Annotated in this window: 11 protein-coding genes, 5 tRNA genes and 1 pseudogene; 11 read left to right on the top strand and 6 right to left on the bottom strand. The window is 61.3% G+C overall.

What is annotated here, in order from left to right; translation table 11 throughout:
- Nucleotides 1-295: 295 nt before the first annotated feature.
- Nucleotides 296-2,012 (top strand): annotated as a pseudogene (locus tag PVV54_RS18820) (DEAD/DEAH box helicase).
- Between the two features lie 142 nt (nt 2,013-2,154).
- Here the strand turns inward: PVV54_RS18820 and PVV54_RS18815 are convergent.
- The gene (locus tag PVV54_RS18815) at nt 2,155-2,922 is read right to left on the bottom strand and encodes a DODA-type extradiol aromatic ring-opening family dioxygenase (RefSeq protein WP_274906687.1); all 768 of its coding nucleotides are present in this window, start codon (nt 2,920-2,922) and stop codon (nt 2,155-2,157) included.
- A 101-nt stretch (nt 2,923-3,023) separates the two neighbouring features.
- Here PVV54_RS18815 and PVV54_RS18810 point away from each other — a divergent pair, with 101 nt between their 5' ends.
- Nucleotides 3,024-3,671, top strand: coding sequence for a thiopurine S-methyltransferase (locus tag PVV54_RS18810; protein ID WP_274906686.1), 648 nt, complete (start codon nt 3,024-3,026; stop codon nt 3,669-3,671).
- 128 nt (nt 3,672-3,799) lie between these two features.
- On the opposite strand, the gene htpX is transcribed toward PVV54_RS18810, so the two are convergent.
- Together htpX and PVV54_RS18800 are read right to left on the bottom strand one after the other, a co-directional pair.
- A complete protein-coding gene (gene htpX, locus PVV54_RS18805) occupies nt 3,800-4,687 on the bottom strand; it encodes a protease HtpX (protein WP_274906685.1) in 888 nt (295 codons plus the stop codon).
- Nucleotides 4,688-4,952: 265 nt separating this feature from the next.
- Nucleotides 4,953-6,164 (bottom strand): pyridoxal phosphate-dependent aminotransferase, encoded by a 1,212-nt coding sequence (locus tag PVV54_RS18800; protein WP_274906684.1) that lies wholly within the window; start codon nt 6,162-6,164, stop codon nt 4,953-4,955.
- A gap of 168 nt (nt 6,165-6,332) precedes the next feature.
- Between PVV54_RS18800 and msrB the strand changes: the two genes are divergently transcribed.
- Together msrB and PVV54_RS18790 are read left to right on the top strand one after the other, a co-directional pair.
- Nucleotides 6,333-6,734, top strand: coding sequence for a peptide-methionine (R)-S-oxide reductase MsrB (gene msrB, locus PVV54_RS18795; protein WP_274906683.1), 402 nt, complete (start codon nt 6,333-6,335; stop codon nt 6,732-6,734).
- Between the two features lies 1 nt (nt 6,735).
- Nucleotides 6,736-7,224, top strand: a complete 489-nt coding sequence (locus tag PVV54_RS18790) for a glutathione peroxidase (RefSeq protein ID WP_274906682.1) — start codon at nt 6,736-6,738, stop codon at nt 7,222-7,224.
- Here PVV54_RS18790 and PVV54_RS18785 read toward each other — a convergent pair.
- Nucleotides 7,214-9,571 (bottom strand): hybrid sensor histidine kinase/response regulator, encoded by a 2,358-nt coding sequence (locus PVV54_RS18785; RefSeq protein WP_274906681.1) that lies wholly within the window; start codon nt 9,569-9,571, stop codon nt 7,214-7,216. The genes PVV54_RS18790 and PVV54_RS18785 overlap by 11 nt on opposite strands.
- A 180-nt stretch (nt 9,572-9,751) precedes the next feature.
- Here PVV54_RS18785 and PVV54_RS18780 point away from each other — a divergent pair, with 180 nt between their 5' ends.
- Nucleotides 9,752-10,639 (top strand): ATP-binding protein, encoded by an 888-nt coding sequence (locus tag PVV54_RS18780; protein WP_274906680.1) that lies wholly within the window; start codon nt 9,752-9,754, stop codon nt 10,637-10,639.
- A complete protein-coding gene (locus PVV54_RS18775; protein WP_274906679.1) occupies nt 10,640-11,122 on the top strand; it encodes a GAF domain-containing protein in 483 nt (160 codons plus the stop codon).
- Between the two features lie 66 nt (nt 11,123-11,188).
- On the opposite strand, the gene PVV54_RS18770 is transcribed toward PVV54_RS18775, so the two are convergent.
- Nucleotides 11,189-11,956: a hypothetical protein gene (locus tag PVV54_RS18770; RefSeq protein ID WP_274906678.1), complete on the bottom strand. Its 768-nt coding sequence runs from the start codon at nt 11,954-11,956 to the stop codon at nt 11,189-11,191.
- Nucleotides 11,957-12,277: 321 nt separating this feature from the next.
- On the opposite strand from PVV54_RS18770, the gene PVV54_RS18765 reads away from it, so the two are divergent.
- From PVV54_RS18765 to PVV54_RS18745, 5 genes are all read left to right on the top strand, one after another.
- A tRNA-Glu gene (locus PVV54_RS18765) sits at nt 12,278-12,353 on the top strand.
- A gap of 2 nt (nt 12,354-12,355) precedes the next feature.
- Nucleotides 12,356-12,431 (top strand) — tRNA-Gly (locus tag PVV54_RS18760).
- Between the two features lie 92 nt (nt 12,432-12,523).
- Nucleotides 12,524-12,599: transfer RNA gene (locus tag PVV54_RS18755), tRNA-Glu, on the top strand.
- A gap of 3 nt (nt 12,600-12,602) precedes the next feature.
- A tRNA-Gly gene (locus tag PVV54_RS18750) sits at nt 12,603-12,678 on the top strand.
- Between the two features lie 86 nt (nt 12,679-12,764).
- Nucleotides 12,765-12,840: transfer RNA gene (locus PVV54_RS18745), tRNA-Gly, on the top strand.
- 129 nt (nt 12,841-12,969) lie between these two features.
- Here PVV54_RS18745 and icmH read toward each other — a convergent pair.
- Nucleotides 12,970-13,281, bottom strand: a complete 312-nt coding sequence (icmH, locus tag PVV54_RS18740; protein WP_274906677.1) for a type IVB secretion system protein IcmH/DotU — start codon at nt 13,279-13,281, stop codon at nt 12,970-12,972.
- Nucleotides 13,282-13,288 lie beyond the last annotated feature (7 nt).

Here is a 13,288-nt window from a genome sequence, read left to right as displayed (position 1 = left end):
TCATGGCAGGGCGTCGGTGGAAAAACGATTCAGCCGGCGCCGCTTGATGGCCGAATACTGGCTGTCGGATCAGAAAATATTACTCACTCCCCGCCGTTAATTCGGGTATAGTACGCGCCGGTCTTTTAGCGGGCCGCAAAATCAGGTGGTGCAAATCCTCCGAGTCCAGCTTCGGCTGCAGGTCCGCTAGGCGGACATTCCCACGTTTTCTTTATTCAATCGTTTTCGCAAATCCCCGCCGCCAAAGCTGCCTGGGTGACCTTCCGGTCTTTCAAGGCATGTGCAGCTTTGGAGCATGGGTCTTTGCGGATGCACCTAGAGGCAGACCCATGACCCAGGAAACCGGCGGCTTCGCCGCTCTCGATCTTAATCCGAACATTGTTGCTGCCGTGCTGGCTACCGGCTACGAAGAGCCGTCGGCCATCCAGCAACAATCGATCCCGATCATCCTCGCCGGTCACGACATGATCGGCCAGGCGCAGACTGGCACCGGCAAGACCGCTGCCTTCGCCCTGCCGATCCTCAACAAGATCGATGTGAGCAAGCGCGAACCGCAAGCCCTGATCCTGGCGCCAACCCGTGAGTTGGCGCTGCAAGTAGCCACCGCTTTCGAAACCTACGCCAAGCAAATGCCGGGCGTTAACGTGGTGGCCGTTTACGGTGGTGCCCCGATGGGCCCACAACTGCGTGCCATTCGCAACGGCGCGCAAATCGTCGTCGCTACGCCGGGCCGCCTGTGCGACCACCTGCGTCGTGACGAAAAAGTCCTGTCCACCGTGCAGTACCTGGTACTGGACGAAGCCGACGAAATGCTCAAGCTGGGCTTCATGGACGACCTCGAAGTGATCTTCGACGCCATCCCTGCCACCCGCCAGACCGTGCTGTTCTCGGCCACCCTGCCGTCTTCGATCCGTTCCATCGCCGAGCGTCACCTGCGCGAGCCGAAGCACGTCAAGATCCAGAGCAAAACCCAGACCGTTACCGCGATCGAGCAGGCCCACCTGATGGTCCACGCCGACCAGAAGATCCCGGCTGTTCTGCGTTTGCTGGAAGTGGAAGAGTTCGACGCGCTGATCGCCTTCGTGCGTACCAAGCAAGCCACCCTGGACCTGGCCGCCGCACTGGAAGCCAAAGGTTACAAGGCTGCCGCGCTGAACGGTGACATCGCCCAGAACCAGCGTGAGCGCGTGATCGACTCGCTCAAGGATGGCCGCCTGGACATCGTCGTCGCTACCGACGTCGCTGCCCGTGGCCTGGACGTACCGCGTATCACCCACGTGTTCAACGTCGACATGCCGTACGACCCGGAGTCCTACGTGCACCGTATCGGCCGTACCGGCCGTGCCGGTCGCGATGGCCGTGCGCTGCTGCTGGTCACCCCGCGTGAGCGCCGCATGCTGCAAGTGATCGAGCGCGTTACCGGTCAGAAAGTTGCCGAAGCGCGTCTGCCTAACGCCCAGGCTGTGCTGGATGCCCGCATCAAGAAGCTGACCACCAGCCTGGCGCCGCTGGTAGCCGAAGCGGAAGCCACCCATGGCGACCTGTTCGACCGCCTGACTGCCGACCTGGGCTGCAGCGCTCGTGCCCTGTCTGCCGCTCTGCTGCGCAAGGCCACCAATGGCCAGGCGCTGGACCTGGCGACCGTTGAGCGCGAGCAACCGCTGGTACCGAGCTTTGCCCCGCGTGGCGAGCGCCCTGAGCGTGGTGAGCGCAGCGACCGTGGTGACCGTGGTGGTGACCGCGAGCGCCGTGCCCCGATGCCGCTGGCTGAAGGCCGTGTGCGTTGCCGCACTGCCTTGGGTGCCCGTGACGGTATCGCTGCCAAGAACCTGCTGGGCGCGATCCTGAACGAAGGTGGCCTGGCGCGTGATGCCATCGGCCGCATCCAGGTGCGCGACAGCTTCAGCCTGATCGAGCTGCCGGAAGATGGCCTGGAGCGTCTGCTGACCAAGCTCAAGGACACTCGCGTTGCTGGCAAGCAGCTGAAGCTGCGTCGCTACCGCGAAGATTGATCTTGCTGCAATAAAAAATCCCCGGCTTAGGTCGGGGATTTTTTTGCCTGTGCGAAGTTGTAGCTGCGCGATCTCTTGTGGGAGCGGCCTTGCCGGGACGCCGGACCGGTCGGAAAGGGGCGCGAAGCGCCCCCGGCAATCTTCAGTCGAACCGGTAAATATCCATCCCCAGTGCCCCTAAGGTGAACCCCTGGTGCACCACCCCAAATTTACCTCCGGCTCCCAAGGCAAAAAACAACGGCAACAAATGCTCATCACTGGGATGGTTACGCACCGCAAACGGCGCCAACTGCCGATAATCCAGCAACGCCACCCGATCATCCTCGCCCAGCCGCTCTACCACCCAATCCCGAAACGCCAACGCCCAAGGCTCAATCACATCCGGCCCGGCGTGCCAGTCCAGCTCACCCAGGTTATGCGTGATGCTGCCGGACCCAACCAGCAAGATGCCTTCCTCACGCAACGCCGCCAGTGCCTCGCCCACCTTGATCTGCAGTGCAGGGCCGGCCTGACTGGGCAGCGAAACCTGAATCACCGGAATGCCCGCGTCCGGGTACATCAATGAGAGCGGTACCCAAGCGCCGTGGTCGAAGGGCCGCTGGGCGTCCAGGCGCGCGGGCAGGCCTGCTGCCGTCAACAACGCGCCAACCTGTGCAGCCAGTTGCGGTTCACCCGGCGCCGGATACTTCACCGCATACAGCGCAGCCGGAAAGCCGTAAAAGTCATGCCAGGTTTCAGGGTGCTCCCCTGCGGTCACCAGCAGCTCACGGCTTTCCCAGTGCGCCGATACCACAACGATTGCCTTGGGGCGCGGCAGCGCATTGGCCAATGCGGCCAATGCTGGCCCGCTGGCGCCGGGCTGCAGGGCGAGCATGGGGGAACCGTGGGAAATGAACAGGCTGGGCAGCATGGTGGCGTCCTGAGGGTTAAGATGCAGTCATCTTCGATCAGTTAACGATCGATATCCAATATAAGTTTTATACCCGAATTATCGAAAAATCAGGAGTGAACATGGACGCGGCGTTTTGGCACCGCAAGTGGGCGGATAACCAGATCGGGTTTCATCAGGCCAATGCCAACCCTTACCTGCAACAGCACTGGCCGGCCTTGGGTTTGCCGGCGGGCAGCCGCGTTCTGGTGCCGTTGTGCGGCAAAAGCCTGGACATGGTGTGGTTGGCGGGGCAGGGGCACCGGGTGTTGGGGGTGGAACTGTCGCGGCGGGCGGTGGAGGCCTTTTTCCGTGAGCAGGGGCTGAAGGCGCAGGTCACGCAGCGGGGAGCATTCGAAGCCTGGCGCAGTGGTGACATCGAACTGTGGTGTGGCGATTTTTTTGCCTTGCGGGCAGAGGATTTGGCCGATTGCACGGGAGTTTATGACCGTGCTGCGCTGATTGCCTTGCCACCGCAGATGCGGGCGCAGTACATGAAGTTACTGGGGCAGGTGCTGCCGGGCGGGGTTCAAGGGTTGTTGGTGACCCTGGACTATGACCAGGCGATGATGGCTGGCCCGCCGTTCTCCGTGGGGGATGGAGAGGTACGAGACTTTTCCGGCTGGGAGGTGCATGTATTACAAGAGAAGGAGATTGTCGCAGAGAGTCCGAAATTTGTTGAGGCGGGCGTAAACAGCCTGGTTGAACGGGTATATCGCGTGCAGTTCTGATTGCTGTACAGCCTTTGCCGGCCTCTTCGCGGGTAAACCCGCTCCCACAGGCACTGCGATACCCGCGAAGAGGCCGATACAGGCAAACAAAAAGGGCGACTTACGTCGCCCTTCTTGCTGTTCAGCTATCAACCGCGGCGCTGCAACGCCTCGATGCGCTCTTCCAGCGGCGGGTGGCTCATCAGCAGGCCAGCCAGGCCGTGCTTGAGGCCGCCGTTGATGCCAAAGGCCTTCATGGTGTCCGGCATGTGCACCGGCAGGCCTTGCTCCACGCGCAGGCGCTGCAGGGCGCCGATCATTGCCTGGGTGCCGGCCAGCCGTGCACCGGCCTCGTCGGCACGGTACTCGCGGCGGCGCGAGAACCACATGACGATCATGCTGGCCAGAATGCCCAGGATCAGTTCGGCAACGATGGTCGCCACGTAATAGGCAATGCCCTGGCCTTCTTCGTTCTTGAAGATTACCTTGTCGACAAAGTTGCCGATGATGCGGGCGAAGAACATCACGAAGGTGTTCACAACGCCCTGCACCAGTGCCAGTGTGACCATGTCACCGTTGGCCACATGGCCGATTTCGTGGGCCAGTACGGCGCGCACTTCATCGGGCGAGAAACGCTCCAGCAGGCCTTGGGAAACAGCCACCAGGGCGTCGTTGCGGTTCCAGCCGGTGGCGAAGGCGTTGGCCTCGTAAGCCGGGAAAATACCCACTTCGGGCATTTTGATGCCAGCCTCGCGGGACAGCTCCTCGACCGTTTGCAGCAGCCACTGCTCATGGCGAGTACGCGGCTGGGTGATGATCTGGGTGCCGGTGCTCATCTTCGCCATCCACTTGGAGATGAACAGCGAAACCAGGGACCCTGCGAAGCCGAACACGGCGCAGAAGACCAGCAGGCTGCTGAGGTTGAGGTCAACCCCGTTGGCGGCCATGAACCCGTTGAAGCCGAACAGGCTCAGGGTAATGCTTGCAACCAGCACCACCGCAAGGTTGGTGGCTACAAACAACAGAATGCGCATCATGGTTGTTACGTTCTCCTGACGGATGGGTTTGTTGCGTATGCGGGGTATATAAGGGGCTTGGCGTGCCGATTCAATCGGGCGACTATTTCAAACTGTGTACGGCGGAGTATGGCAGAGGATTTGGCGGGGGCTGTGCGGTAGAGCGTTGCAGGATGTAAGTGAGCGGGGCTGCTGTGCAGCCCATCACGGCTGAAGCCGCTCCTACAAAAGCCTGTAGGAGCGGATTCATCCGCGATGCGCCGCGCGAGCGGCGCTCAGACCAGAGTCACTGCGTATAGGTGCGCAGGAAGTTCCCGATCCGCCCGATCGCCGCCTCCAGGTCATCCACCCGCGGCAAGGTAACCACGCGGAAGTGGTCCGGCCATGGCCAGTTGAACGCCGTACCCTGAACGATCAGCAGCTTTTCCGACAGCAACAGGTCGAGTGCGAACTTCTCGTCGTTCAGAATCGGGCACACCTTCGGGTCGATGCGCGGGAAGGCATACAGCGCACCCATCGGCTTCACGCAGCTTACGCCCGGGATTGCATTCAGCAACTCATACGTGCGGTTGCGCTGCTCCAGCAGGCGGCCGGGTGGCAGCACCAGGTCGTTGATGCTCTGGTAGCCGCCCAAGGCGGTCTGGATGGCGTGCTGGGCCGGTACGTTGGCGCACAGGCGCATGTTGGCCAGCATGTCGATGCCTTCGATGTAGCTCTGGGCGTGGTGCTTCGGCCCGGAGATGATCAGCCAGCCGGAACGGAAGCCCGCCACGCGGTAGGACTTGGACAGGCCGTTGAAGGTCAGGCATAGCAGGTCGGGGGCCAGCGAAGCGGTGCTGATGTGCACGGCTTCGTCGTAGAGGATCTTGTCGTAGATCTCGTCGGAAAACACCACCAGGTTGTGCTGGCGCGCCAGCTCCAGCATGCCCAGCAGCAGCTCTTTGGAGTACACGGCGCCGGTGGGGTTGTTCGGGTTGATGATCACCAGGGCCTTGGTGTTCGGGGTGATCTTGGCCTTGATGTCTTCAAGGTCGGGGAACCAGTCGGCCTGCTCGTCGCACAGGTAGTGCACCGGCTTGCCGCCGGCCAGGCTCACGGCAGCGGTCCACAGCGGGTAGTCCGGCGCGGGGATCAGCACTTCGTCGCCATTGTTGAGCAGCGCCTGCATCGACATGACGATCAGCTCGGACACACCGTTGCCCAGGTAGATGTCCTCGATGGTGACGCCTTCGATTTCTTTTTGCTGGCAGTACTGCATCACTGCCTTGCGCGCGCTGAACAGGCCTTTGGAGTCGCTGTACCCCTGGGCGGTGGGCAGGTTGCGGATCACATCCTGAAGGATTTCATCCGGCGCCTCGAAGCCAAACGGCGCCGGGTTGCCGATGTTCAGCTTGAGGATGCGGTGGCCTTCCTCTTCCAGGCGTTTGGCGTGCTTGAGCACCGGGCCGCGAATGTCGTAGCAGACATTGGCGAGCTTGTTCGATTTGCTGAACTGCATGATGTGATCCCGATTGAGAATACGCGGTGCGCCACCGTCGAAAGGTTTGAAAGGGCGGGGCGCGGGTGCCAGACTTGCTGCCTTGCACACGAAGCCAACTAATATACGTGCCACCCGCGCTATAAAAAAGACGGCGCGAGGTGAAATTCAGCCTGCCGAGGTCCACCCATGCAAAAGATCGACAAGACACTTGATGAATGGCGCGCAATGCTCGACCCCGAGCAGTACCAGGTGTGCCGCCTCAAGGGCACCGAGCGGCCGTTCAGCGGCAAATACAACAGCGAAAAGCGCGCGGGTATCTTCCATTGCATCTGCTGCGACCTGCCGCTGTTCGATGCGCGCACCAAGTTTGATTCCGGTTGCGGCTGGCCAAGCTTCTACGCACCGATCGATGAAAGCGCGATGATCGAGATCCGCGACACCTCCCACGGCATGATCCGCACCGAAGTCACCTGTGCACAATGCGATGCCCACCTGGGGCATGTGTTCCCTGATGGCCCGCCGCCCACCGGCCTGCGTTACTGCATCAATTCGGTGTGCCTTGATTTCAAACCCGCTGACGGAGCCTGAGATGGCCGGATCGATGCTGGATATCCCGTGCGTCACCCTGGCGGGCGAGCACAAGAAGCTCGGCGATTTCGCCGGCAAGGCCGTGCTGGTGGTCAATACCGCCAGCCAGTGCGGTTTTACCCCGCAGTACAAGGGGCTGGAGCAACTGTGGCAGGCCTATCAGGCACGAGGGCTGGTGGTGCTGGGGTTCCCTTGCAATCAGTTCGGCAAGCAGGAGCCCGGTGAGGCCCGCGAAATCGCGCAGTTCTGCGAGCGCAATTTTGGCGTGACCTTCCCGCTGTTCCGCAAGGTCGAGGTCAATGGCCCGGGCGCCCACCCGCTGTTTGTCGAGCTCAAACAGCGTGCGCCGGGCCTGCTGGGCTCGCAGAAGATCAAGTGGAACTTCACCAAGTTTCTGCTCGACCCGGCCAGTGGCACGGTCAAGCGCTATGCGCCCACCACCAAGCCCCAGGCGCTGGAAGGCGATATCGAGCGCTTGCTCAGCCGCTAAGCGGCACCCAGTGGTCGATCAGCGCCAGCAACTCTTCACGGCGAAACGGCTTGGCCAGGTAGTCGTTCATGCCAGCTGCCCGGCAGCGTTCGCGCTCTTCGGGCATGGCGTTGGCGGTCAGTGCCACGATTGGCAGCTCTGGCCAGCGGCCGCTTTGGCGAATCCGCCGGCTGGTTTCGTAGCCGTCCATCACCGGCATGTTGCAGTCCATCAGCACCATGTCGAAGTCTTCCTGCTCCAGCCAGTCCAGCGCTTCCACACCCTGGGTGGCCAGTTGCACCTGGCAGCCGAGCTTGGCCAGCATGCCTTTGGCCACCATCTGGTTCACCGGGTTGTCTTCCACCAACAGGATACGGGCCCGGTTTTCGGCAGCGCTGAGGGGCGGGGTGGCCAGCGGGTGCTCGGGCGCGTGGCCCTGCAAGGTGCGGCGTAGCGTCTGGTACAAAGCGTTGCGTGCCAGCGGGCGAGCCAGCTGGTGCAACGGCGCCAGTTGCGCGGATTGCTCCGCGGGCAGGAAATTGCCATAGGCGGTTACCAGCAGGATCGGGACTTGCAGTGATGGGCGTATCTGGAACAGGTGATCCAGGTCGTCGGTAATCAGCAAATCGATGGCATTGGCATCGAGTGTGCCGATGTCGTCATGGCGCTGGTAACCAAGCCCCCAACCGGGCAGCAGGCCTTGCAGCAGTTCGTGCAGGCCACTGCCGGCGTTGCTCAAGGCCACCACCTGGCCCTGCAGGGGTAGCGGCGCGATCGCTTCGGTGTGCGGGGGCAAGGGCAGTTCGGCGGTGAAGCGGCTGCCGAAGCCAGGCTCGGAGTGAATACGCAGGTGGCCCCGCATCGCCTTGCACAGGTTACGCGTGAGGGCCAGGCCCAGGCCGGTGCCGCCGTACTGGCGGGTAATGCCAGCGCCGGCCTGGGTAAAGGGCTGGAAAATCCGCGTCTGTGCTTCTTCGGGGATGCCAATGCCAGTGTCGCGCACCTCCAGCCGTACACCGCCGACAATGCTGACCAGGCATACGTCCACGCGGCCGAAGCGGGTGAATTTCAATGCGTTGGACAGCAAGTTGCTCACCACCTGGCGCACGCGAGTGGGGTCGCCCAGTACGGAGCTTGGGAAGTTGTCGGCGATCAGGCAGGTCAGTTCGACGCTTTGCGCGGCGTTCTGTGACAGCAGGTTGGCGGTGTCCTCGACCATGGCGCCCATGTCGAAGGCAATGCGTTCCAGCTCTAGCTGGCCGGCATCGAATTTGGACAGGTCGAGAATATCGTTGAGCAATTCCACCAGCACCTTGCCCGAGTCATGGGCGATAGACAGCTGCTGGCGCTGTTCGCTGGCCAGCGGGCTGTCCAGCGCCAGGGCGATCATGCCCAGCATGCCATTAAGCGGGGTGCGGATTTCGTGGCTCATGTTGGCCAGGAAGGCGGCACGTGCCTGGGCCATGTCCAGGGCGCGCTGGCGGGCTTCGTCCAGCTCCTGGTTGGACTGGCTGAGGCGGCTGTTGCTGGCTTTTAGCTCGTCGGTACGGGCCGAAACGATGTCTTCGAGCTCGTTAAGGTAGTGCGTAAGGCGGTTTTCGGCACTGCGCCGCTGCTGAATTTCGGTGGCCATGCTGACGAACTGCTGGTTGGCAACCTTGACCAGCACGCCGATTTCATCCAGTTCGTGGCCATGGGGGCAGTCCAGGCGGGTCAGCCCGGGCTGACGCGGGTCGCGCCCGCTCAGTGCGCCGATCACGGTGACCAGAGGCTTGGTCAGCATCATGTAGAACAGTGCCAGCAGAATGCCCGTGAGCACCAGGCTGCGGGCAAAGCCATTGAGCAGCGTGACGCCGGCGCGGTCCAGAAAGCGGCTGCCGAAGGCGTAGGTATCAACGTCCAGGTACAGGGTGCCGAGGTATTCCTCGGGCATGTGCGTCAGGTGCAGGCGTTCGTGAAACTGGCGGTGCTCGCCGAACAGAAAGTCGCTCAGTGGCCGGTAGCGGTCCTGCACGCGGGCGCGCTCTACGTCGGCGAGCACGGTTTCATTGTTGTCGATCAGCCGCGCGCGGAAGATGGCCGGTGATTGCAGCAGGCCCCGGGTCAGCTCCAGCGCCAGCTCCGAATCGATGTTGTAGGCGATGCGCGAGGCCGGGTTGTGGCTGATTTGCAGCAACGCCTGCACTTCGCGGTTGATGGACGCGTCTTCGCTGGCATAATCGATGCCGATCTGGATGAGACTGAGCAATGTTCCCAGTATGAAGCCGACCAGGACTGTCAACCGGGCTTGCTTGTATGACAGGCGATTGGTGAACTTGATATCCATGAGTCCCAAGCCGGTTTCATGTTCCTTGCGCTGCGCAAGCATAGCCGATCAATCTCGGCTGCTGGCGGGTCTGTCAAACATTCAGCCTTGAATGCTCAATTGCCAGTGCCGGCCTCTTCGCGGCTAAAGCCGCTCCTACAGGATTGCGCAGTCCCTGTAGGAGCGGCTTTAGCCGCGAAGAGGCCGGCACAGCCACCTGGAATCTGATGTGTAGGAGTCGTCATGGACGCTCGCTTGAATGCTTTCCTGGAACGCGCCGAATCCGTGCTGGCGCGTCTCGAACCCCTGTTGCCGGCGCCCCGTCCGCAGATCGATTGGGCCACCACCCTGGCCGCCCGCTGGCAGCGCGATGGCCGCAGCGGTTACCTGATGCCGCTGGAGGTCAGCCTGGACATTCGCCTGTCCGACCTGATAGGCGTGGATCAGCAGCGCGATCAGCTGGGCCGCAACACCCACCAGTTCATCAATGGGCTGCCGGCCAACCATGCGTTGCTGTGGGGCTCGCGCGGCACCGGCAAATCGTCGCTGGTGCGTGCCTTGCTGGCCGAACACGCCGCCGCCGGCCTGCGCCTGATTGAAATCGAGCGCGACCACCTGGCCGACCTGCCGCGCGTCGTGGAGCAGCTGCAGAAGCTGCCCCAGCGCTTCATCCTGTTCTGTGATGATCTGTCGTTCGAAGCCGGGGAGGGCGACTACCGGGTGCTGAAGAGCGTGCTTGACGGCTCGCTGGAGCAGGCGCCGGATAACGTGTTGCTGTATGCCACCTCCAACCGCCGCCACCTGGTGCCGGAAAAACAGAGCGACAATGAAAACTGGAAGATGGTCGACGGCGAACTGCACCCCAACGAAGCGGTGGAAGACAAAATTGCCTTGTCTGACCGTTTTGGCCTGTGGCTGTCGTTCTACCCCTTCAACCAAGAGCATTATCTGAACGTGGTCGAGCACTGGATCAGCCAGCTTGCCCGGCCTGCCGGCCTGAACTGGCAACGTGACGAACAGCTCGACATCCTTGCCGTGCGCTGGGCCACCGGCCGCGGTAACCGTAATGGCCGTTGTGCCTATCAGTTCGCCCGCTACTGGGTCGGGCTGCAATTGCTGGAGCAGAAATAAATGATCGACCTTAATGCCAGTGGCGCCGGCCTCGACGGCTATGACCTGCTGGCCGCGCAAGTACAGGCGCTGTTTGCCGACGAGCGTGACTTCATCGCCAATGCCGCGCAGTTTTCGGCGTTTTTGTACAACCAGGTGGACGACCTGAACTGGGCGGGATTCTACCTCAACCGCAACGAAGAGCTGGTGCTGGGCCCGTTCCAGGGCCAGGTGGCGTGTGTGCGCATCCCCTTCAGCAGGGGCGTGTGCGGCGCGGCGGCGGCTACCCGACAAACCCAGCGGGTTGAGGATGTGCATGCGTTCCCGGGGCACATTGCCTGTGACAGCGCGTCCAACAGTGAGCTGGTGATCCCGCTGGTGAAGGAGGGCAGGCTGATTGGCGTGCTCGACCTGGACAGCCCGAAGCTGGCGCGCTTCAGCGAGGCGGATCAGGTGGGGCTGGAGCGGTTGGCGGCGGTGTTTCTGGAATTGACTGACTGCTGATTGCTGTCATCGCGGATGGGTTCGCTCACGCACGAGCGGATTCATCCGCGATGAGGCCGGTCTGAGTCAATCGTAAATCACGCGTTTCTTCCAGGTCTCGTCCTCATCGGTTTTGAGGCCTTGGGTCAGTTCGTTCTCTTCATTCTCGGCCGGTTCCATCTGGTCCAGCACTTGGGCATTCGCCCGCGCCAGCAGTTTTTCCAGGTAGGTCAGCTGCTCTTCATACACTTTTGGCTCTGGCTGTTTGCGCAGATACTGCACGCCGCGCTCGAACGCCAGCCGCGCCTGGCCGGGCTGCTCCTGTTGCAGGGCCTGTTGGCCAAGGTTGTTGAAGAACTCGATATGCAGCAGCACCAGGATATGGCGGATTTCCTTCACCCAGTGCTTGCCTTCGGCCGTTTGCAGGACATTCTCCTGGGTGCCTTTGACGATCTGTGCGTGCAGCGCCTCCAGCAGGAAGCGCACATCCTTGGCTTTGGCCTCGGTCTGTATGGGGGATGGCGGGTTGTTCACCGGGATCTTGTCGCCCTGGGCGATCTGGCCTTCCAGCTCGGCGATGCGCGCCTTAAGGTCGGCATTGTTCTTGTCCAGCGCCAGCTGGCGCTGGTTGAGGTTCAGCTCCAGGCGCGCCAGCAGCAGCTTGAGCGCCGGGGTCATGAACTGCCCGGGGAAGGTTTCGGTGATTTCGCCACAGCGGCGCACGCGGTCGGCCAGCTCTATCTTTAGCCGAGCGCGTTCCAGCTTGCCGTTCTCGACCACGTTGTTGAGGTAGCCGATCACGATCAGCAACGCGATACCCGCCACGATGAGCAGTGTGATCAGAAGTGGTGTCACCGTTAACGCCTCATCAGAATGGTTTACATAGAAGAGTGTAGTAGGAGAGGGCTCGCCGGCCCGCCTTGTTGCACTGTGTCGGCGCGGCGGGGATTTTCTCCAGTGATGGCACTTTGCGTTGGGTGTGTCAGAAAAGCAACGCCAAACCTTGGGCGCTGCTTTCGCAAGGTAAGCAGACGGGCCGAAGTCATTGATTTAAATAAATTTCTACAAAGGGGTTGACGCCTCCCCTAACCATCCATAGAATGCGCGCCACTTGCAGCGTAAAGCACACAGCGAAACGCGGCAGGGAGTGAAAGCAGGCAGTAATGCTTGTAGCGTGTCCCCTTCGTCTAGTGGCCTAGGACACCGCCCTTTCACGGCGGTAACAGGGGTTCGAGTCCCCTAGGGGACGCCAATGCGGGAATAGCTCAGTTGGTAGAGCACGACCTTGCCAAGGTCGGGGTCGCGAGTTCGAGTCTCGTTTCCCGCTCCAGTTTCTCCGGCAGCGCTTAACGGCGGGGCAGGAAAAGAAAATCCAGTCTGAATCGTGAGGTTCATGTGCTGGTGCACTGAAAAGTGTTGTGTGTCCCCTTCGTCTAGTGGCCTAGGACACCGCCCTTTCACGGCGGTAACAGGGGTTCGAGTCCCCTAGGGGACGCCATTTGCGGGAATAGCTCAGTTGGTAGAGCACGACCTTGCCAAGGTCGGGGTCGCGAGTTCGAGTCTCGTTTCCCGCTCCAGTTTAAATACTGTGGCGTTCGCACGGTGCAGTGGTGGTGAAGGTCGTAAAGGCGCTTCACGCCGATTAGCGGTAAAGCTTCAAATTGCGGGAATAGCTCAGTTGGTAGAGCACGACCTTGCCAAGGTCGGGGTCGCGAGTTCGAGTCTCGTTTCCCGCTCCAAATCGAAAAACGCCATCTCTAACGAGGTGGCGTTTTTTTTCGTCCATCGGAAATGCATTTAAGTTGATGAACCCTGCTGCAACCATTAGTGGACTCCACCATGGCCAGATGCGGCGTGAGTGGGGTTTGTCAGACATTACACTGTGCAGCGTGTCGGGGAACAGGTCGGGGGGGAGGGCCGCGTAGTTCGCTGATGATGACGCTCAGTTCCTCAGTCATTGCTTGCAGATGTTCGTCACCTTTGGCTTTCAGTGCATATTTGCCCCTCAGCCCCATGCATAGGCAGATGTAGATGAACTCCAACGAATCCTGAAACCGCTTTGGCTCCTGCTCGAGGCGCGTTAGCAGTTTGAAGATCTTTTCACCGTTTTCCGGCAACCCATGGGCATTGTGCTCGGTTACGTCGTAACGGGTATTGAGTGGAGCATCGGAACTGGCCACTAAAAAA

The organism is Pseudomonas sp. PSKL.D1 (assembly GCF_028898945.1).
Taxonomy (GTDB): domain Bacteria; phylum Pseudomonadota; class Gammaproteobacteria; order Pseudomonadales; family Pseudomonadaceae; genus Aquipseudomonas.
This window is presented reverse-complemented; position numbering and strand designations above follow the sequence as displayed.

Excerpts from the sequence above, each read along its gene's own strand:
- PVV54_RS18815 (WP_274906687.1), bottom strand. The coding sequence starts at position 2,922 with ATGCTGCCCAGCCTGTTCATTTCCCACGGTTCCCCCATGCTCGCCCTG.
- PVV54_RS18810 (WP_274906686.1), top strand. The coding sequence starts at position 3,024 with ATGGACGCGGCGTTTTGGCACCGCAAGTGGGCGGATAACCAGATCGGG.
- htpX (WP_274906685.1), bottom strand. The coding sequence starts at position 4,687 with ATGATGCGCATTCTGTTGTTTGTAGCCACCAACCTTGCGGTGGTGCTG.
- PVV54_RS18800 (WP_274906684.1), bottom strand. The coding sequence starts at position 6,164 with ATGCAGTTCAGCAAATCGAACAAGCTCGCCAATGTCTGCTACGACATT.
- msrB (WP_274906683.1), top strand. The coding sequence starts at position 6,333 with ATGCAAAAGATCGACAAGACACTTGATGAATGGCGCGCAATGCTCGAC.
- PVV54_RS18790 (WP_274906682.1), top strand. The coding sequence starts at position 6,736 with ATGGCCGGATCGATGCTGGATATCCCGTGCGTCACCCTGGCGGGCGAG.
- PVV54_RS18785 (WP_274906681.1), bottom strand. The coding sequence starts at position 9,571 with ATGCTTGCGCAGCGCAAGGAACATGAAACCGGCTTGGGACTCATGGAT.
- PVV54_RS18780 (WP_274906680.1), top strand. The coding sequence starts at position 9,752 with ATGGACGCTCGCTTGAATGCTTTCCTGGAACGCGCCGAATCCGTGCTG.
- PVV54_RS18775 (WP_274906679.1), top strand. The coding sequence starts at position 10,640 with ATGATCGACCTTAATGCCAGTGGCGCCGGCCTCGACGGCTATGACCTG.